The following is a 20363-nucleotide window of genomic DNA, read 5'->3' on the forward strand; positions in this document are numbered from 1 at the left end:
AAAGATGTAAGAGATGAAACTAACGTACAAACAGACCGAAAAAAAACCTGAAAATTCCTTCTTGGCAAGACAGGATCGAATGCCTTGCATTGAGCAAGATTGGCATTTTCATAAAGAGTTGGAACTTATTTACTTTACCAAAAGTACCGGTACTCGTTACGTTGGGAACTCCATTGGTAATTTTGGTCCAGGAGAATTATATTTGATAGGAAGTAATGTTCCACATCTTTTTAGAAATGATAGGGAATACTATGCCGATAAATTGGAGGATGAGGCGGTAGACCTAGTTGTCGTTAAATTTGACCCTGATTTTTTGGGTGACGGTTTTTCGGATCTAACTGAAGCTAAAAAACTACAAGCTCTTTTTCAGGAGGCAAATAAAGGCATGAAATTCTCCAAGGCGGCCACTTACCTAGTTCATAATCAAATTCTGGGTTTAGTAGGAAGTCAAGGCCTTTCAAGTATTATAGGCCTTTTGAAAATATTGGATATCCTTTCTATTAGCGAAAATTATGAGACCCTTTGTTTAGAGGCCATTACCAATACCTTTAATCAAAATGAAAAGGATCGGATGGCAAGGGTAGTCTCATATCTTAATGAAAATTTTGAAAAAAAAATCGACTTGGAAGAAGTGTCTGCAATAGCTTATATGACTCCAAACGCTTTTTGCCGTTACTTTAAAAAGCGGACGCATAAGTCGTTTACACAGTATCTCAATGAAATAAGGCTAAGGCATGCCTGTAAACTTTTGATTGAGGGTGAATTGCAGATAGCAACTGTTTGTTATCAATCTGGTTTTAATACCCTTACCAATTTTAATAGACAGTTTAAGACCCTCATGAAAACTACACCGTCAGAGTACATGGAGAGATACAATGAAAAGTTGGAAGCTGTTTAGTTTTTGATTCTATCAAATAAAACCAATTATATGGGTGATATGGGTGGTTTTGACTTCCATCCAAATTGGAAGTTTTTCGCATGGGGTATAATAATGCAAGTTGAAGGTAATCGGTTACTGACTTTATGAGGGTTTTTTAGTTAGGTTTGTGGACAAGGAAAATTTTTATCCAAACAGAAAACCGATCATAATGTATCTCTTAAATATGAAAAGTCGATTCATTTAAAAGCCAACTTGCCCATGACAAGTATATTTGTATTGTTGTTTTGCATAGTGCTGTTGATTCTAGCGGTTACGGTTTTCAAAGTGCACCCTATTCCTGCATTGCTTATTTCAGGACTTATATTGGGTTTGGCAACCGGTAGTTCGGTAGGAGTGGTTACTGAGAGTTTATTGAGCGGATTTGGAAATACCTTAAAATGGATAGGTCTTATTATTCTTTTTGGTACATTATTAGGTGAAATATTGGCGGAAACCGGCGGTGCCGATTTGATCGCGGATAGTATTATTAACCTATTTGGAGTAAAATATTTGCCAATGAGTATGGCGGTAATCGGTTTTCTAATAGGAATTCCGGTTTTTATGGATGTGGCCTATTTAACATTGTTGCCTACAATTCTAGTTTTGTCCAGAAAATCTGGGCATTCGGTTTTGGTTTTGGGACTTTCCTTGGCAATGAGCCTAACGGTGGCCCATGCCTTGATTCCACCCACTCCTGGCCCCTTGGCCGTAGCCGCCATATTGGAGATGGACATTGGGGACATTATTCCTTTTAATGTGTTGGTGGCCATTGGTGCCATTGGAGGTGGTATGATTTGGATATGGTTCAATAAGAATAATCTAAATACCGAAAGCGCGTCCCAACAATATATCGATAATCCAGTTAAAAAGGAATTGCAGGGATTTAAAAGGGTACTGCCTTTTGCTGCTCTCTTGATACCTTTATTGCTAATGTCCATTGGCACAATATTTCCTGGAGATAATCCCATAATTGCATTTATTAAGAATCCAGTTTGGGCATTAATGATCGGAGTTGTATTTGCTTTGCCTCTATTGGATGCCAAGGATTTTTCGGTGACCTTGAATAAATATTTTCAAACTTCTGGAGCCAAGTCGGCTATCGTAATTTTAATTACAGGTACTGGTGGCGCATTTGGACAAGTTATAAAGGATACGGAAATTGTAAGTTCACTTTTTGCGGATACGGGAAGTATAGCTGCCATGGGCATCGTTATTCCTTTTTTACTGAGTTTCTTGTTTACCACCGTAACCGGTTCTATTACGGTTTCACTTATTACATCGGCCTCCATTATAGCACCGTTGGTTTCCAATGGAACTTTAGATCCGGAATTTACTGCCGCTGCCATTGGTGCTGGTTCCTTGGGAGTTATTCATGTGAACAGTAGTTTTTTCTGGTTGTTTAAAGAGGTACATGATTTCTCCGTATCCAAACTGCTCAAAACCTTTAGTTTGTTATCCGCTGTCGTTTCCCTTAGTGGTGGTCTATTGATCCTTGTTATTTATTGGCTGAAGGGTTAAGAACCAATATTGGGTTGGCTGCAGTTAACTGTTCACAAACATTTTAATTTTAGGTAAAGCAATTCCCGATGCTAAGGCAATTGCCCAAAACAGTTGTTCAAATCAATTTACCTGTAACCTCACTTAAGAGGAGCAATAGACATGTTAAAATAATGTCAGTCCTGGGTAAAATCCATTTACACCTTAGTCACTTATTAAATTTTCTTTGTAGGGAAGGATATTGGGCATGGTTCGGAATTCTTTCTAATATTTAAAATAAATAAATAATGGATAACTATTTTCTGGCAATTACGCTAGTTATTTTCGCAAGTTTTTTTCAGGGAACTTTTGGGTTGGGAATGAAATATATGGCTCCCCTGAAATGGGAAGCCTGGTGGTTGGTTCATGCTTTCGTGGCAATGATATTGGTTCCCATGGTATGGGCCTTTATCGCAATTCCCGATTTGATAGGGGTGATATCCCATACCGATAGTGCTACTTTGTGGTTGGCCGCATTTTATGGTTTTCTTTGGGGCATTGGAGGGATTCTTTTTGGTGTTAGCGTAGAAAAAACAGGAATATCCATTACCTATGGAATAGTTATGGGTTTAGCTGCCTCCATGGGGTCTATCATACCTTTATTTCAAATAGAAGGCGCTTTTGAACAACCTTCTTTCCCAATAATTCTAGTGGGTGTAGCTTTACTTTTAGTTGGCGTGGCTATTACCGCTGTCGCTGGGGTACAGCGAGACAAACTTAAGGCTGGTGCTTCATCCAACTCTAAGGCAATTAGAATGGGAGTGATGATTGCGGTTGCCTCTGGTGTTCTTTCAGCCTTTTTAAATATCGGTTTTGCCAATGCAGCACCAGTAGCACAAACAGCAGTAGAACAATACGGGGTAGGAACTCAAAATGCTAGTTTGGCTTCTTGGGTCGTTGTTCTGATAGGAGCGTTTGCTATGAACGGAGGTTATGCCATTTTCCGTTTGGTTAAGAACAATTCATGGAGTTCGTTCAAAGTAGCCGATAGTAAAAAAGCCTACCGCTGGGCTATTTTGGCGGGAATTTTCTGGTTTGCCGCATTAGGGGTGTACGGACAAGGAGCCGCATTGATGGGCAATTTGGGTCCGGTAATCGGTTGGCCAATATTATTGGGCCTTGCACTGATTATTAGTAATATTTGGGGCTACAGGGCAGGCGAGTGGAAGGATTCAGGAAAATCTTTCAAGGTTTTATTGGGAGGTTTGTCCGTATTGATAGTTGCCATTTGCATACTTGGGTATGCCAATTACTAGGACTACTTAGTATTTTTTTTTAATAAGAAATTTATGATTTTAGATATGAAGATAACAAAAATAGAACCCTTTGTAATTACCCATAAGTTGGATACCCCGTTCTATTTTTCCCAGTGGGAATACGATACTAGGAAGATATGTATCGTACGGATAACATTGGAGGACGGAACCTATGGCTGGGGAGAAGGTTATGGCCCTGCCAACGTAATTAAATCTGGGATAGAATTTTTTAAGCCTTTTATTCTGGGCAAGAATGCCTTGGAACATGAAGTTTTATGGCAGGAAATGTATCGTCGTTCCATGGATTATGCGCGAAGTGGTAGTTTACAGGCCGCAATAAGTGCTATTGATGTGGCATTGTGGGATATTAAAGGAAAGATTTTTAATCAACCTGTTTCCGTTATGCTCGGAGGTATTAAAAACCAGGTGATAGAACCCTATGCAACAGGTTTATATTTTACCCGGGGGGAAAATTTGTTGGAGAAATTGATTGAAGAAGCTTTGATGTATAAATCCCAAGGTTTTAAGGCCACCAAGATGAAAGTAGGACTTGGAATTAAACAGGACGTGGAATATGTAGCAGCAATCCGCAAAGCTATAGGGCCCGATATGAAATTGATGATCGATTCCAATCACGCTTACAGTTATCGTGAGGCCATTGAACTGGCTAGAAAAGTGGAAAAATATGATATTTCCTGGTTTGAGGAACCCGTTTCCCCGGAAGATTATGACGGTTATCGAAGGCTTAGAGAGAATACCTCGATTCCTATAGCTGGTGGGGAATGTGAGTATTTAAAGTTTGGCTTTAAGCGCTTGTTGGAAAATGACTGTATAGATATTGCACAGCCCGATATTTGTGCAGCAGGTGGACTAACGGAAGCCAAGAGAATTGCTGTATTGGCCCAGGCTTATAACAAAGATGTGGTGCCACATACATGGGGTACCTGGATAGCCATTAGTGCGGCTGTCCATTTCGTTGCTAACTTAGATCAGAATCCTGGTAGAATGTACAATGAACTACCTACCATGGAATTGGATAGAACCGAAAATGCTCTACGCGATGAGGTTACCCAGCATCAAATTAAAATAAAAAATGGACAATTACAGGTGCCTCAATTGCCGGGATTGGGTGTTGATGTGGATTTGGATGCATTGGAAAAATATTTAGATAAAGAAACGGATTATGATAAAACAATCTTTAAAATTCGGGCATAAAAAATTATATGTCGATGGACAATTAATCGAGGCTTCCAATGGTGAAACATTTGAGGTTATTTGTCCCGCAAATGAAAAGCCTATAGCTAGTATTTCCTGGGCTGATATGCTGGACACGGAACGGGCCTTGGAAACTGCTCAAAAAGGTTTTGAATCTTGGTCTCAATTGCCACTGGAAGAACGGTTACAATGGATTGAAAAATTGAGAAAAAAACTATTGGAAAATAGCGACCTTCTCCGTGAAAGCATTATGTATGAGATGGGGAAGACTTGGGAAGGAAGTGAAGAAGACCTGACCAGTATCACCAATTCCCTAAAGTACTATTCGGAGGAAATAAAACAACGTCAAGATATTGCCATAGAAGATACGGAAGGCACACATGAGCACCGAATCGTTTCCCAGCCGTTAGGGGTGGTCGTTGCCTTTTTGGCTTATAATTTCCCTTTATTGAACCTTGGTTTTAAATTGGGGCCAGCCCTGGCGGCCGGATGTAGTATAATTTTGAAGCCTTCCGAGTTTTCACCCTTATCGGCCTATATTATTGGGGAACTTTGCGAGGAAATTAACTTTCCAAAAGGTGTAATTACCATTATTTGTGGTGATGTTCAAGATGTGGGCATCCCCCTTTGTGAAAGTAAAATCCCGAGGTTAATTACCATGATAGGCTCTACTGAAACCGCCCAAAAACTTATTGGACAAAGCAGTAAAACTTCAATTAAAAGATACAGTATGGAATGTGGGGGAAATGCTCCCTTTATTGTTTTTGATGACGCCGATATGGATCTGGCGATAAATATTGGTGCCGCTTTGAAAACGGGGAACACAGGTCAAATATGCGTTGCCCCTAATCGTTTTTTTGTACAGGATTCAGTGATCGATATTTTTATAGAGGGTATGGTGAACAAATTTAAAAATACCGTTGTTGGTTTTGGTAGGGAAAATCACCCTGACATGGGGCCACTTACCAATAAACTGTCTGTAGAAAAAGTTGGGAATATAGTAAAGGAAGCAGTTGCTCAAGGTGGACAACTTTTATACGGGGGTAACCCAATTGACGGACCTGGTTATTATTTTGAACCAACGGTCATTAAATTAAATGACCAAAATGCCAAGATTTTGCAAAAAGAAATATTTGGGCCAGTAGCTATAATTGTACCCTTTTCTACAAAGGAAGAAGTTGTTGAATTGGCTAACGATACAAATGCAGGATTGGCGTCTTATGTATTTTCATCCAATGATGATATTCTTAATTATTTCGCGGATAAATTGGAATTTGGAGAAGTACAATTGAATGGGGTTAAGTACGACATATATTTACCACATGGTGGTCTTAAAAATAGTGGTATTGGAGTAGATTGTTCAACTTACGCTCTAGACGATTATCTCATTAAAAAGAGAGTAACAAAGGCGTTGTAAGAAACATGGGGCTACCTGAAAAATTTATAAGTTGCGATTGGGGAACCTCCAATTTTAGGCTCCGTTTGGTCGACACCCATTCATTAAAGGTGCTTTCCGAAATCAGAACCGATCTTGGAATTAAAAAGTGTTACCAACTATTTACAGGGCAAAGTGAACGGTCGCAAGAATCCTTTTTTGCCGATTATTTGTTGGCGCAGCTGGAAAAGTTGGATTTAGAGGGAGAAGAAAAATACCATTTGGTGGCTTCCGGAATGCTGTCCTCTTCAATAGGGATGCGGGAATTGGAGTACTGCCAATTGCCCATTGCCTTTAGTGGCGAAGACCTAATAAGCAATAGGATTTCTGTCAATAATAAATTGGACCTTCTTTTAATTTCCGGGGCTAGAACAAATATTGATGTAATGAGAGGGGAAGAAATTCAGGCCATTGGACTTTCGGATTTCCTGCCCAAGAAGGGAAAGGGTATTCTGGTATTACCTGGTACCCACAGTAAACATATTCTTTTTGATGCTGGGAGATTTATAGATTTCACCACTTATATGACCGGTGAATTATTTGAAGTTATAGGGAAGCACACTATTTTGTCAGCTTCAGTGGAAGAAGTAGGATGGAGCCCTTTAAATAAGGAAATTTTTCTGAAAGGTGTTAAAAAAGGAGTTGACAACCAACTGATGGCCTCGCTATTTTCCATAAGGGCAAATAGTTTAATACATAAAACCTCAAGTAAGGAAAACTATTATTATTTATCAGGATTATTAATAGGGGCGGAGTTGGGCTATTTGAAAGAAAAGAGCGAAACCGTATACCTTGCAGTTACCGGAATACAGAACGAATTGTACCAATTGGCTTTGAAATCATTTATACCCGAGGCCCGAATCGTTTGTTTTGAGCCACAAATTATAGAAACAGCCCTACTGATTGGTCAAAGAAAAATTTTAGAATACCATGTCAAATAAAAAATCATTTTCTTGGGAACTTTACAATAGGGCGCCAATTGTGGGGATTGTAAGAGGAGTATCTATGGATGTTATGCGGGATATTGCCTATTCATATCTCAAGGCAGGGCTGCACACCATTGAAATAACCATGAATACTCCAGGAGCGACCGAAATGATCTCCAATCTAAGGAGGGAATTTCAGGATCTCAATGTGGGTGCAGGTACGGTCTGTAATATGGAAGATTATAATAAAGCGGTTGAAGCCGGATCACAATTTATTGTGACCCCTATTATTGATGAGGCCGTTATTAAGACTGCTGTGGACCAAGAAATACCAATTTTCCCAGGAGCCTATTCCCCAACGGAAATATATAAGGCATGGAGCCTTGGGGCCTCGGCCGTAAAAATATTCCCTGCCACCCAACTTGGGGTTCAATTTATAAAGGACATATCGGCCCCGCTTAACGAAATAGAACTTTTGCCAACTGGTGGGGTTTCTTTGGAAAATATAAAATCATTTTTTGAGGCCGGAGCGGTCGGCGTAGGTATGGGTAGTTCACTCTTCAATAAAAAGTTGATAGAGGAAAGAAATTTTGAAGGGCTCGCAGAGCATTTTACTAAGGTAAAGGCAGAGGCGACAGGGTTTTAAAATCAATAATTAAGCAATTTGAAGTAATAACATTTAAGGGTAGTTCCATACCGGGGACAATTAACTAATTTTTAAAGTTAAAATAAAATGAAGAATTTAAAGTGTAAAAGTGGATTGTTCGTAATCTTCTTTCTAGCAGTATTTACGTGTTTCGCAAATGATCGGAATGGTGCATTGGATGCTCATCCAATTGACCCGATCGTATTGGAAAATGATGCCCTAAAAGTTTCTGTCGATCCCAAAAGTGGATGTTTTACAGTGGTGGAAAAAAAATCAGGACAAGTGTGGGGTTCGGATCCTTGGGAAAATGCTGCAGGTCTGCTTACCTTGTCCGATGTCAAGGGTAAAAAACAGACTGTAAATCTTTCGAAATGCAAAAAGATTGAGGTTTCCAAAACAGACGCCGGAACGGTAACGATACAATTCCTTGATCCGGTCCTTGAAGATGGAACCATGGCCAAGGGTGTCCACATAGGGACTCAATTAAAACTCGATCAAAATACCGAGCATCTGAACGTGCTTATTACGGAGCATCAAGGGGGTAGCTTTAAGGTACTGGATTTGCGCTATCCTTCAAGACAGTTTAGTCTTAAGACGGACGAGGATAAGGGTGCGGCAGTAATTCCACAAAAACAAGGTGTTATTTGCCCGTCTTATATTTTCCCCATGAATGGGGGGCGTTTTTGTAAGTGGGATGATGCTACTTATAACAATAAATCTGTAGGGTCCTTGGAATTGTTCAATAATGGTACCGGATTAACCATGCCTTGGTGGGGAACTTATAATGAAAAATCGGCCGTCGTAGGCATTTTAGAAGAGGACTCAAGACCTGATATGATGTATAATATCAATAATAATGGTCAGTATCTATTTAATCCAAAAGGTGAGATGTCGCCTTATCAAAGAATTGTTTTTTTGGATCCTGTTTGGAAGTTGGACGGGGATGTTGGAAAAATGGCCATTAACTACCATTTTATTCCTGGAGGGGACTATGTAGATATGGCCAAAATATATAAGAAGGAAGCTATTAAAAAGGGCTATTTTGTAACGCTTAAGGACAAGGCCACTAGAAATCCGAATGTAAACAAATTACCAGGGGCCATTTATTTTGGCATTTATGGAGGATATCCGCATTATGTGAACATGCCGGGTATGGCGTTTACTTTTGATGAACTAAAGGAGATGATCAGAACCATTCATGAGGATTTAGGGGTCGATAAGGCTTTTATACATGCTTGGGGAACCTTTTCCAATTTTGTACCTCACAACTTTCCTATTAGTGAAGAGTTAGGTGGACCGGCCAAATTGAAAGCAGCAGTAGATCTGGCAAAATCATATGGTTACTTGTATTCTTCCTATCATGCCTATTCCCCTATGTTGGAAAACGATCCGGATTTTACAACAGATCTTATGCAAAGGGATGAGGAAGGAAAGCTTATGAACACTGGTAGCCGCTGGGCACGTGTAGATCCCAAATTTCAAAAATCCCTTGCCCAAAAAAATATTGAAAATGAAATCTCATATCTAGGCCTGGAAGCCGACATTACAGATATTACATTTGCCGCATATCGCGAATCCGGGAAGGAGGGTAGATTGGAGCTGGCCAAATACATTGACAGTTTTAACTTGGTAAATGGTACCGAACACGGTCAGGAACAATGGATTCCCTATTTTGATATGTTCGAAGGAATGACCTATTTGGAAGATCGGCCCCTATCCGTAATTTCCCATCCCGCTCCCTTGTTCAATTTGGTGTATCATGAGGCCATTGCAAATTTTGGCAAGATCCAAGATCCGGACAACGAGGTTACCGCTAATGGTGATTTTAGGATAAAGGCCTTGCGGAGTATGCTATTTGGAAGGGGAACTACCATATTTTTTGCTCCATATGAATTTGAAGGCATGAGGCCCATGATCAAAATGGCCCAAAAATTAGTGAGTCCGGTACATGAGGAAACTTTCTTTTCGGAGTTGCTAAAACATGAATATTTGAGTGCCGATTATAAAGTACAGCGAAGCCGCTTTTCATGTGGAACCGAAGTAGTGGCCAATTTGGGACCGGTGGCTCAAAAAATTGAAGGGGATATTAGCATCCCTGGTTATGGTTATCGAATCACTATGCAGGATGGAAGTGTAAAAAATGGTCACTTTGAAGTAAGCTTAATGGCTGACTAATTTTAATCGAGGACCAACTTGTTTATAATACAACAATAATAATAATAAGTAGATGGAATACACTTTTAGCCACATTGGCATCCCCACTAATGAAGAAAGAAACTGGGACGGGTTTTACGAACCCGGAAAGATTCACTATACAGAATTCGACAAAGATCAATACAAAATAGAATGGGTAAAGTTCGACAACGACAGCCCTATGCCAGAAATGATGCAAACACTGCCTCATGTGGCCTATCTAGTTGATGACATGGAACAAGCCCTTAAGGGATGTGAAATTCTTGTGGAAACATTTTCTCCGGTAGAAGGAGTTCGAGTGGCTTTCATAGTCCACAAAGGATCTCCCGTAGAATTTATGGAAATATCCAAATAACCTTATATTAAACCTATTCAGGATCCATGACTAACTAATAAATCAAACTTTACTAGATAAACAACCCAGTAAATGAAATATTCAAAAAGTGACAATCCCACAAAAAAGCGTTACAATATATTAGCGCTGATTTTTGGTACTGTAGTAATTAACTATTTGGATAGAACGAACATATCGGTTGCGGCATCGGCTATGCGCGAATCTTTGGAAATAAGTACCGTTCAAATGGGACTGGTGTTCTCCGCATTTGGCTGGACATATGTAGCACTACAAATTCCAGGTGGTATAATTGTTGACAAAATACGATTGAGGATATTATATGCTTTAATGCTCTTTCTTTGGTCTGTTGCTACTTTATTGCAGGGTTTTGTAAATTCATTTGCCGTTCTTTTGGGTCTACGGGCGAGTATCGGGGTATTCGAAGCTCCTTCTTATCCAGCTAACAATGCTATAGTTACCAAGTGGTTTCCTGAAGAAGAAAGGGCGTCGGCGATAGCCATTTATACTTCCGGTCAATTTATAGGTCTTGCTTTTTTGTTTCCCGTTTTAACCGCCGTACAGGATTGGGTTGGCTGGCGTGGTCTACTCATTGCCTCTGGTATTGTCGGCATAATCTGGGCCGTTGTTTGGTATGTTCTCTATCGAGACCCCGATAGGCACGGAAGCATTAATGCGGCCGAACTTTCATATATAGAAAAGGGCGGTGGGCTAGTAAAGTCTGCCAAAAAATCGACATCATTGGCAAAATTCAGTTGGTCTGATTTTGCCGAGGCGTTCAAGCATCGCAAATTATGGGGAGTTTATATCGGACAATTTTGTGTGGGTTCTGTGGCTATTTTCTTTCTCACCTGGTTTCCCACTTATTTGGTAGAGTACAGGGGGTTTGATTTCATTAAATCCGGTTTCCTGGCCTCCATTCCATTTCTAGCGGCATTTCTTGGGGTACTTTTATCAGGTTTTACTTCCGACTACCTTATAAAAAAAGGGTACTCCGTAGAGTTTTCAAGAAAAACGCCTGTTTTGATCGGTTTATTTTTATCGATCAGTATCGTCGGGGCAAATTATACGGATAGCACTTTTTTCATAATTTTATTCTTGACTATCGCCTTTTTTGGAAACGGACTTGCCTCGATAACATGGGTGTTCGTTTCGTTGATTGCCCCTAAGAATTTGGTAGGCCTGATCGGTGGGGTCTTTAACTTAATGGGCGGATTGTCAGCGGTCATAGTGCCAGTGGTAATAGGTGCCTTGGTGGATAAGGACGATTTTAGTCCTGCACTTTTTTTTATTGGTGGCATCACGATAGTGGGCTTTCTATCTTTTTTGCTAATAGTGGGTAAAATAAAAAGAATTGAACTAGATACCGCATAGGGGTCGGTAAAAAGACTTAGGGAATCTGAAAATAATAATTAAGAAGATGAAAATAACCGATATTAAATCATTTCCAGTCAATATTGCCGAAAGGAGCCAACTGAACATAAAAATTGAGACCGATGAGGGCATTTATGGTTGGGGTGCCTCCGGAATTAGCGGTAGAGAGTTGGCTGTTATAGGTGCCATTGATCATTTTCGCCCACTTTTAATAGGAAAGGATCCGTTTAAAATCGGCGCAATATGGCAAGATTTGTACCGTGGTCAGTATTTTGAAGGTGGGAGGGTATTGACGGCCGCAATTTCCGCCATCGATATTGCCCTCTATGATATAAAGGGAAAGGCCTTGGGTGTACCGGTTTATGAACTTTTGGGTGGAAAACAACGGGACTATGTAGATTGTTTCGCTTCCTTACTTTTTCGTTCTAAGGAAGAATTAATAGAAAAGGCCAGGAACCTAATTAAGGAAGGATGGAATGTGCTAAGACTCGCTCCTGCCGAATATTTAGGTAAGTCTGAATCAATATTTGAACCACGGGAATCTATTGCAATTATTGCCCAATGGGTCACACAACTTCGAAAGGAAATTGGGGCATTACCAACTATTGGCATCGATTATCATCACCGTCTAACAGCTGCTGAGACTGTATCTTTCATAAACAGAATGCCCGTTGGAACACTTGATTTTATTGAAGAGCCAATAAGGGATGAGACACCTGAAGCCTATGAAAGCTTGCGCAAAATGATATCTGTACCTTTTGCCCTTGGCGAGGAATTCGCCAGTAAATGGCAATTTTTGCCTTATTTGGAAAGAGGAATCACACAATTTGCAAGAATCGATGTTTGTAATGTGGGAGGATTGACGGAGGCCATGAAAGTGGCTGCAATGGCCGAGGCCCATTATATTGATCTGATGCCACACAATCCGATCGGGCCCATTTGTACGGCGGCTTCTTTGCACCTTGCAGCCGCATCCCCGAATTTTGGGTGGATGGAGGAACTTCACACACCAGTGGAAAACCCTGGTTTTGATAATCCGAAGTATTATCCTCAACAACCGGTACTGGAGGGGTCGCGCTATATTTTACCTTCAGGTCCGGGTCTTGGGGTAGAATTCAATGAAGAATTGGCATCTAAAGCAACTTTTAAAATTGTGGAACCCCCTCGATTAAAACGCAAAGACGGCTCCTTTACCAACTGGTAAGGTTTTAAGGTATTTTAATTCTGTTCGAAAAGAGGATACCACATAGAATATCCTAAAAATATATGTACTCAAACTTAAAAACTTAAAGATGACTTGTTTCTGTTCCAATGGTGGGACGTATGCTAATAGATTAAAATATCAACTCACCATATTCGTTTTCATAACTATTTTTATAACTTCCTCAACCTTGGTTTCACAAACAAAAAAACCAAATATTATTATCATGATGACCGATGATCAAGGTTATGGCGATATTGGTATGCATGGTAATCCATACCTGAAGACTCCCAACATGGAAGCCATTGCAAAAAAAGGTATTGAAATGATCAATTTCTTGGCGTATCCCAACTGTTCTGCATCCCGAGCTGCACTTCTGACCGGAAGATACCCCTATCGCACTGGGGTCACCGCCGTTACGCAGGTCGACCACTTTATGAACAATTCGGAATTGACCATAGCAGAAATTCTCAAAGATAACGGCTATCGCACAGGAATATTTGGTAAATGGCATTTAGGCGACAATTTCCCAATGCGGCCCACCGACCAAGGTTTTGAAGAGGCCCTTGTTCATAAAGGAGGAGGCATAGGCCAGGCTGCAGGACCTGCCGGTAACACTTATTTCGATCCCATACTTGAGCATAACAACGTTTCAAAGAAATACAAGGGCTACTGTGATGATATCTTTACCGAGGCGGCCTTAGATTTTATGGCTCAAAAGGACGGAAAGCCCTTTTTTACCTATTTGGCTACCAACTTGCCACATTTTCCATTGCAGGTACCGGATGAGAGAGCCGAACCATATCGTAAGATTGGGTTGCACGAAGACAATGCGCTTACTTATGGCATGATTGACAATATCGACTATAACGTAGGTAGAGTACTAAATCTTATTAAAAGGCTTGGTATAGAAAAAAATACCATTGTGATATTTCTTTCGGATAACGGCCCTAGGCATAGACGAACAAAAAATGATGTCTATCCCGGTCGTTGGGTTGCCAATCTTAGAGGTACAAAAACTAGTGTTTATGAAGCTGGAATACGTGTGCCCTTTTTTGTAAAATGGCCCAATGAATTTTCAATGGGCAAACAGCTTAAAACCATGGGTTCTGTTATAGATATTGCGCCAACACTTTTAGACATGGCCAAAATTCCAGAACCGGATAATATCGAGTTCGATGGCAAATCGCTTCTTCGTCTTTGGAAGGATAACGATATGGCTGTACTTCAAGATAGAGCATTTTTTACTCAAATGCATTACGGCCCTACACCTTTTAAATATATGCATTTCGCAGTAAGAACGCAGAAATATAAATTGATCGGTCCCCATGATGACCCGCATAATATTTCGTATCAGCCTAAAGATGAGGAATTGAAAAAAATTCTTGCCAATCTGGAGCTATATGATATTGAAATTGATCCGAGCGAACGTATTAATCTCGCCACTGAGCGTCCAGAATTGGTAGAAGACCTATTGGAGCGATACGAAACTTGGTTCGATGAAGTAACCGAAGAACGCGATGCAAAAGGCATACAGCGTATCCATTTGGGCAGTATGGATCAGCGAAATGTGAATTTGTCACGCTTCGATTGGGGCGGCCCAAGGGTAATTTCTGAAAACGAACTAGGACATTGGCGCGTAACAACAACGGCCGGAACATATGAAATTAGCCTAGATTTGCCGCCATTGGCGACAGATGGTACCGCACATATTAAGTTTCTCAATGTTCATTTTGAACTTCCCATTAAGAAAAATCAAGAGAGAGTCGTGTTTAAAAATGTTGTACTTCCCCAGGGAGATGGTAACTTTCACGCTTACCTGAAAACTGAAAGGCTAGCGACAGGTCCTCTCTTTGTTGATGTAAACCGGTTGGATTAACGCTACAAGTATTCTATTTCTTGCTGGAGTTAATGGATTAGAACATTCCATTGAAATACTTCTATCTATCCCATAAATAGGTGTATTGGGGTAAAATAATGCCAGCCTAAGGTAAATATCATTAATCCTTACACGCTTTATTTTGATTAATTTGTCTGGGATAGATTTCTAAAATAGGGAATCTAAAGAAGTATAATGGCATTTGCTATAATCTTGGACAATATGAAATATCTTTTCGTACTTATTTGTATTATTTCATCACTGCAATTTGGGGTGGCCCAGGAACGGCCGAATATAGTGTTGTTGTTTGCGGATGATGCCGGTTACGCCGATTTTGGTTTTCAGGGCAGTACCGTAATGAAAACCCCTAATTTGGATAAATTGGCTAAACAAGGTGTCCGATTTACCCAGGCTTATGTTACACACCCTACCTGTGGCCCTTCGAGAGCTGGGCTAATTACAGGAAAGTCACAATATAGATTTGGTTATGAAGAAAACAACGTTCCTGGTTTTATGAGCGCGGTATCGGCCGCTGATGGCGCAGAAATGGGCCTTCCGGTTGAAGAAGTTACAATGGCAGATTATTTAAAAAAACAGGGCTATGCCACAGCTTTCTACGGTAAATGGCATTTAGGTGGAGCTGATCGTTTTCATCCTTTGAAACGTGGTTTTGACGAATTTTATGGTTTCCGGGGAGGTGCTCGCGACTATTTCCCTTATGAATCCGAACCAAACGAGTCCCTTAATAAAATGGAGCGCGATTTTGGTCTTTTCGAGGAACATACTGGGTATTTGACCGATGTCTTGGCCGAGGAATCACTTAGTTTTATAGAAAGGAAAAGTAAGTCGAAAACACCATTCTTCGCTTTTCTTTCCTTCAATGCGGTCCACACGCCTATGGATGCCACGGAGGAGGATTTAAATCAATTCCCTGGCTTATCAGGTAATAGAAAAATAGTGGCGGCAATGACCTTGGCTTTGGACCGGGCTGCCGGAAAAATAATGGATAAATTGTCTGAGTTGGGTATAGCGGAGAATACCATAGTGGTCTTTACCAATGATAATGGAGGACCTTCGGATAAGAATGGATCTGACAATAGCCCTTTAAGTGGCATAAAATCTACTCATTTGGAAGGGGGGATACGTGTCCCGTTTTTAATGAAGTGGCCTGGATATTTAAAACCCAATACCACCTATGACCAACCAATCAGCACCTTTGATCTTCTACCTACCTTTTATATGGCAGCTGGGGGCCCTGTTCAGGACTTAAAGGATATTGATGGTGTAGATATAGTTCCTTATGTAAATGGAAAGAAAACAGAACGCCCCCATGAGGTGCTTTTTTGGAAGCGGGATGCGCGAGCTGCCATGAGAAAAGGGGACTGGAAATTGGTGCGTTTCCCGGATCGTCCTGCCCAGCTTTTTTATCTTCCAGATGATGAAAAGGAATTAAATGATCTCTCGGCTTTCGAAACAGATAGGTTTAAGGAAATGTATAAAGAATTGTTCGCTTGGGAAGCCACGTTGGAACGTCCAAGGTGGCTGCTTAAAAAGAGTTATGAAAAGGCGGATATAGACCGTATGGATGCGTATTGGCCGAAAAAAAAATCTGAATAAAGAGAATAAAAAAAATAATAAAAATGGGAAAGTTAACAATTGTATTCTTTAGTTTAATAATGATCTTCTCCTGCAAGGATAAGGTAGGGGATTCTGCAGGGTCACAACAGGAAATAATCAGCAATAAGGATTACGCGGCCAATTTGGATAATGGCAAAGGTATTTTAAACAATACTCATAGTCCTCATGTAAAACTGAGGAGTATCGACATGGGCGACTGTAAATGGACCGAAGGGTTTTGGGCAGATAAGTTTAAAATAACCGAGGAAAAAATGATTCCCTATATGCGCACCTTGCTTACAGGTGAAACAGGTCATGCTCTAAACAATTTCAAAATAGCCGCCGGCCTAAAAGAAGGGGAACATAAAGGAATGCATTGGCATGATGGAGATTTTTACAAATTTATGGAAGCGGCCATGTATGTCTATGCTCAAAACGGAGACGAAAAACTTCTGAAAGAACTGGATGAATATATCGATATAATTGGAAAAGCTCAAGAAGAGGATGGGTATTTGCAAACACAGATCCAACTTAGGGATAACTTAAGTAGGTATGAAAATCGCAAATATCACGAAATGTATAATTCGGGACATTTAATGACCAGTGCTTGCATCCACTACAGAATTACAGGCCAAACGAACTTCCTGGATATTGCGGTAAAACATGCCGACCTATTGTACTCCTTATTTATGACCGATGACGAACGTTATGGGCGATTTGGTTTTAACCAGACCCAAATTATGGGCTTGGTAGAAATGTATCGTACTACGAAGGATAAAAGATATTTGGAGCTGGCTGAACAATTTATCAACAATCGTGGTAAGTATGAGGTTGCTGAAACTCCTGAAACAAAAGGATACCCTATTGGGGACATGGTGCAGGAACGTACGCCATTAAGGGAATCTGATGAAGCGGTAGGCCATGCTGTGTTGGCACTTTATTATTATGCCGGAGCTGCCGATGTATATGCTGAAACAGGTGAACAGGCATTAATCGATGCCTTGGATAAGCTTTGGATGAATGTTACCCTTAAAAAGATGTATGTAACCGGAGCCGTAGGACAAACGCATTATGGAGCCTCCACCAATAGGGATAAGATCGAAGAAGGTTTTATTGATGAATATATGATGCCTAATATGACCGCCTATAACGAAACTTGTGCCAATATTACTAATTCTATGTTCAGCTATAGATTGTTAGGGGTACATGGAGAATCCAAATATGCCGATATCATGGAAAAGGTATTGTACAATAGTGCGCTTTCTGGAATCAATATTGAAGGTGATCGTTATTACTATGCCAATCCTTTAAGAGTAATACATGGCTCTAGGGACTATGAAAAAATGAATACCGAATTCCCTACGCGCCAGGCGTACTTGGATTGCTTTTGCTGTCCTCCAAACTTGGTGCGTACTATTGCACAGGCTTCCGGTTGGGCTTATAGTCTTGCCGATAATGGTGTTGCAGTAAATCTTTATGGAGGCAATGTACTGGAGACCAAATTATTGGACGGTTCCAAAATTAAATTGACACAGGAAACCAAGTATCCTTGGGATGGTGCAGTTAAGATTACTATTGAAGAATCCAAAGAGGCCCCTTTTGACATGTTGCTAAGGATACCGGATTGGGCGGAAGGTTCTACCTTGGCTATAAATGGCAGGGATACCGGCGTTTCCGTTGTTCCTGGTGAATTTGCAAAAGTAAATCGAGCTTGGAAAAAAGGTGATGTTATTCAATTGAACATGCCCATGGATGTCAATTTTGTTGAAGGAAACGACCGTATTGAAGAGGTACGTAATCAGGTGGCCATTCAAAGAGGACCAATTGTGTACTGTGTGGAATCGGCAGATTTGCCTAAGGATGCTAGCATTCTTGATGTATATATTAAAGGAGATCCAACAAAATTAAAGGCGGCATACCAGCCCAATTTTCTTGGAGGAGTTACATCTTTAACTGGTGAGGTTTTATTAAGAAAAGAAGACGATAAGAAAGGTAGCATGTACAACAAAATGCAAAAACCCGATTGGAAATCGTATAGGACCACCTTTGTTCCTTATTTCGCATGGTCCAATAGGAATGGTGGGGAAGAGGGGGAAATGACCGTGTTTTTACCAGTGGTTTGGTAATGGTTAATCATCAACGCTAGTTCTATGAAAATAAGAATTTACATAGTATCACTTTTTATAACGACATTGGGTTGCAAACCGAAAGTGGCCAATATTGAACCTACAAAACAAAGACCCAATATACTCTTTATCGCCATCGATGATCTGCGACCGGAATTGGGGTGTTACGGCTCTGATATAGCTATATCGCCCAATATTGACGCTTTGGCCGCTAATGGGTTGATGTTCAACAATGCGTATTGTCAGGAGGCCATTTGTAGTCCGTCAAGAGCTAGTTTAATGACCGGGGCTAGACCAGAATCTATTCAGGTAATTGAGAATTTCACTTATTTCCGAGAGCAAAACCCGGACATCATAACTTTGCCGCAACACTTTTGGGCAAATGGCTACGAAACGGTGTACACTGGCAAAATATATCATAATAAGGAATTTGGAGATGGCAAACTTTCCTGGAGCAGAAAACCTGTTGAGGTAGATAATCCAAAAGGCAATTTTGGATTTAAGCTTCCGGAAAATCAGAAAATGCAAAAAGAGAATGCCGCGGCCATGGTAGCAAAGTACGGAGAAAATGCATTAAGAAATGGGTTGGGTAAAGGGCCCGCATATGAGTTTGCAGATTTTGCGGACAATGAATATGAAGACGGTCATAATACCGATTTGGCCATTGCTACTATGAAAGATATGCTCGAAAAAAATCCTAACAAGCCATTTTTTTTGGGTCTTGGTATGAAAAAACCACATCTGGACTGGGTAGCTCCCAAGAAATATTGGGATCTGTACGACCAAGAAAAAATAAAACTGGCGGAGCATGAAGAAGCACCGAAGGATGGGGCCACCATGGGGTTACATGCCTCCTTTGAATTGAGGGCAAGGGCTGATATTCCCAAAAAAGGCTCCATTGATAAAGAACTTGCAATTAACCTAAAACAGGCTTATCTGGCTTGTGTAAGTTATGTAGACGCCCAAATTGGTCGTATGTTATCAGCTTTGGACGAGGCAGGTGTTCGTGATAATACCATCATTATACTGTGGAGCGATCATGGATGGCACCTTGGAGACATGGGTATTTGGGGAAAGGCTACTAACTATGAAATTGCAACACGAGTACCCTTAATTATTTCTACCCCAGATATGCCTATCGGAATGCGTGGAAAGAAGACCAATGCTTTGGTGGAGCTGGTAGATATGTATCCGACTTTATGTGATTTGGCAGGCGTTTCATTGCCAGCACATCTTGAAGGACAGAGTTTCGCCCCGTTACTTTCGGACCCAGGTAGAGATTGGAAGAAGGCGGTTTTTAGCCAATTTCCAACACCCGCTTTGCGTGAATGGGCAGCCAATCCCTTATCGAAAGGTATGCGAGAAACTTCATTCGGACCTTTAATAGAAGAAGTGGAAGAAAGTATTAAGGCTCAACAAGGGGATAAATGGAATCGGGATTTGTTCGAAAATCACCTTATGGGATACGCCATGCGAACCGATAATTATAGGTTTGTGGTGTGGAAAGATTATACGGACCCTGAGGCAAAACCTATCTTTTTTGAATTGTACGATCACCAAAAGGATCCTTCTGAAACCATCAATATTGCAGCGGGTAATCCTGTTTTAGTGGATGAACTTTTAAGGCAGTTCAATAAAGGGTGGCAGGGAAATTTGGCGATAGTACCCTAATTGCGGATGAACGTGTG

General features: G+C 40.6%; 15 protein-coding genes. All 15 read left to right on the top strand.

Annotation, left to right across the window (positions count from 1 at the left end; genetic code table 11):
- Positions 1 to 13: 13 nt before the first annotated feature.
- The 15 genes from KO529_RS11160 to KO529_RS11230 all read left to right on the top strand — a co-directional run bounded on the left by KO529_RS11160 (position 14) and on the right by KO529_RS11230 (position 20346).
- Positions 14 to 898 carry an AraC family transcriptional regulator gene (locus KO529_RS11160; protein ID WP_215947939.1) on the top strand — a complete coding sequence of 295 codons (885 nt, stop codon included), beginning with the start codon at positions 14 to 16 and terminating at the stop codon, positions 896 to 898.
- Positions 899 to 1138: 240 nt separating this feature from the next.
- Entirely contained in the window at positions 1139 to 2437 is a 1299-nt protein-coding gene (locus KO529_RS11165) for a GntP family permease (RefSeq protein ID WP_215947940.1), read from the top strand.
- A gap of 266 nt (positions 2438 to 2703) precedes the next feature.
- Positions 2704 to 3711, top strand: a complete 1008-nt coding sequence (locus tag KO529_RS11170; protein WP_215947941.1) for an L-rhamnose/proton symporter RhaT — start codon at positions 2704 to 2706, stop codon at positions 3709 to 3711.
- A gap of 45 nt (positions 3712 to 3756) precedes the next feature.
- Entirely contained in the window at positions 3757 to 4926 is a 1170-nt protein-coding gene (locus KO529_RS11175; RefSeq protein ID WP_215947942.1) for a mandelate racemase/muconate lactonizing enzyme family protein, read from the top strand.
- Positions 4895 to 6343: an aldehyde dehydrogenase family protein gene (locus KO529_RS11180; protein WP_252734373.1), complete on the top strand. Its 1449-nt coding sequence runs from the start codon at positions 4895 to 4897 to the stop codon at positions 6341 to 6343. Before KO529_RS11175 ends, KO529_RS11180 begins: the two co-directional genes overlap by 32 nt.
- 5 nt (positions 6344 to 6348) lie before the next feature.
- Positions 6349 to 7302 (top strand): 2-dehydro-3-deoxygalactonokinase, encoded by a 954-nt coding sequence (locus KO529_RS11185; protein WP_215947943.1) that lies wholly within the window; start codon positions 6349 to 6351, stop codon positions 7300 to 7302.
- A complete protein-coding gene (locus tag KO529_RS11190) occupies positions 7292 to 7933 on the top strand; it encodes a bifunctional 4-hydroxy-2-oxoglutarate aldolase/2-dehydro-3-deoxy-phosphogluconate aldolase (protein WP_215947944.1) in 642 nt (213 codons plus the stop codon). The genes KO529_RS11185 and KO529_RS11190 overlap by 11 nt, the downstream gene beginning before the upstream one ends.
- A gap of 87 nt (positions 7934 to 8020) precedes the next feature.
- Complete coding sequence (locus KO529_RS11195; protein ID WP_215947945.1) at positions 8021 to 10108, top strand: DUF5696 domain-containing protein; 2088 nt, start codon at positions 8021 to 8023, stop codon at positions 10106 to 10108.
- 52 nt (positions 10109 to 10160) lie between these two features.
- Positions 10161 to 10481 carry a VOC family protein gene (locus KO529_RS11200; protein WP_215947946.1) on the top strand — a complete coding sequence of 107 codons (321 nt, stop codon included), beginning with the start codon at positions 10161 to 10163 and terminating at the stop codon, positions 10479 to 10481.
- Positions 10482 to 10553: 72 nt separating this feature from the next.
- The gene (locus tag KO529_RS11205) at positions 10554 to 11852 is read left to right on the top strand and encodes an MFS transporter (protein WP_215947947.1); all 1299 of its coding nucleotides are present in this window, start codon (positions 10554 to 10556) and stop codon (positions 11850 to 11852) included.
- Positions 11853 to 11898: 46 nt separating this feature from the next.
- Entirely contained in the window at positions 11899 to 13056 is a 1158-nt protein-coding gene (locus KO529_RS11210) for a mandelate racemase/muconate lactonizing enzyme family protein (protein ID WP_215947948.1), read from the top strand.
- Between the two features lie 88 nt (positions 13057 to 13144).
- The gene (locus tag KO529_RS11215; RefSeq protein ID WP_215947949.1) at positions 13145 to 14932 is read left to right on the top strand and encodes an arylsulfatase; all 1788 of its coding nucleotides are present in this window, start codon (positions 13145 to 13147) and stop codon (positions 14930 to 14932) included.
- Between the two features lie 195 nt (positions 14933 to 15127).
- Positions 15128 to 16549: a sulfatase-like hydrolase/transferase gene (locus tag KO529_RS11220; protein ID WP_252734375.1), complete on the top strand. Its 1422-nt coding sequence runs from the start codon at positions 15128 to 15130 to the stop codon at positions 16547 to 16549.
- A gap of 23 nt (positions 16550 to 16572) precedes the next feature.
- Positions 16573 to 18675 (top strand): glycoside hydrolase family 127 protein, encoded by a 2103-nt coding sequence (locus tag KO529_RS11225; protein WP_215947950.1) that lies wholly within the window; start codon positions 16573 to 16575, stop codon positions 18673 to 18675.
- Between the two features lie 24 nt (positions 18676 to 18699).
- Positions 18700 to 20346, top strand: coding sequence for a sulfatase (locus KO529_RS11230; RefSeq protein ID WP_215947951.1), 1647 nt, complete (start codon positions 18700 to 18702; stop codon positions 20344 to 20346).
- Positions 20347 to 20363 lie beyond the last annotated feature (17 nt).

Source organism: Arenibacter algicola, assembly GCF_018860365.1.
Taxonomy (GTDB): Bacteria; Bacteroidota; Bacteroidia; order Flavobacteriales; family Flavobacteriaceae; genus Arenibacter; species Arenibacter algicola_B.

Excerpts from the sequence above, each read along its gene's own strand:
- KO529_RS11160 (WP_215947939.1), top strand. The coding sequence starts at position 14 with ATGAAACTAACGTACAAACAGACCGAAAAAAAACCTGAAAATTCCTTC.
- KO529_RS11165 (WP_215947940.1), top strand. The coding sequence starts at position 1,139 with ATGACAAGTATATTTGTATTGTTGTTTTGCATAGTGCTGTTGATTCTA.
- KO529_RS11170 (WP_215947941.1), top strand. The coding sequence starts at position 2,704 with ATGGATAACTATTTTCTGGCAATTACGCTAGTTATTTTCGCAAGTTTT.
- KO529_RS11175 (WP_215947942.1), top strand. The coding sequence starts at position 3,757 with ATGAAGATAACAAAAATAGAACCCTTTGTAATTACCCATAAGTTGGAT.
- KO529_RS11180 (WP_252734373.1), top strand. The coding sequence starts at position 4,895 with ATGATAAAACAATCTTTAAAATTCGGGCATAAAAAATTATATGTCGAT.
- KO529_RS11185 (WP_215947943.1), top strand. The coding sequence starts at position 6,349 with ATGGGGCTACCTGAAAAATTTATAAGTTGCGATTGGGGAACCTCCAAT.
- KO529_RS11190 (WP_215947944.1), top strand. The coding sequence starts at position 7,292 with ATGTCAAATAAAAAATCATTTTCTTGGGAACTTTACAATAGGGCGCCA.
- KO529_RS11195 (WP_215947945.1), top strand. The coding sequence starts at position 8,021 with ATGAAGAATTTAAAGTGTAAAAGTGGATTGTTCGTAATCTTCTTTCTA.
- KO529_RS11200 (WP_215947946.1), top strand. The coding sequence starts at position 10,161 with ATGGAATACACTTTTAGCCACATTGGCATCCCCACTAATGAAGAAAGA.
- KO529_RS11205 (WP_215947947.1), top strand. The coding sequence starts at position 10,554 with ATGAAATATTCAAAAAGTGACAATCCCACAAAAAAGCGTTACAATATA.
- KO529_RS11210 (WP_215947948.1), top strand. The coding sequence starts at position 11,899 with ATGAAAATAACCGATATTAAATCATTTCCAGTCAATATTGCCGAAAGG.
- KO529_RS11215 (WP_215947949.1), top strand. The coding sequence starts at position 13,145 with ATGACTTGTTTCTGTTCCAATGGTGGGACGTATGCTAATAGATTAAAA.
- KO529_RS11220 (WP_252734375.1), top strand. The coding sequence starts at position 15,128 with ATGGCATTTGCTATAATCTTGGACAATATGAAATATCTTTTCGTACTT.
- KO529_RS11225 (WP_215947950.1), top strand. The coding sequence starts at position 16,573 with ATGGGAAAGTTAACAATTGTATTCTTTAGTTTAATAATGATCTTCTCC.
- KO529_RS11230 (WP_215947951.1), top strand. The coding sequence starts at position 18,700 with ATGAAAATAAGAATTTACATAGTATCACTTTTTATAACGACATTGGGT.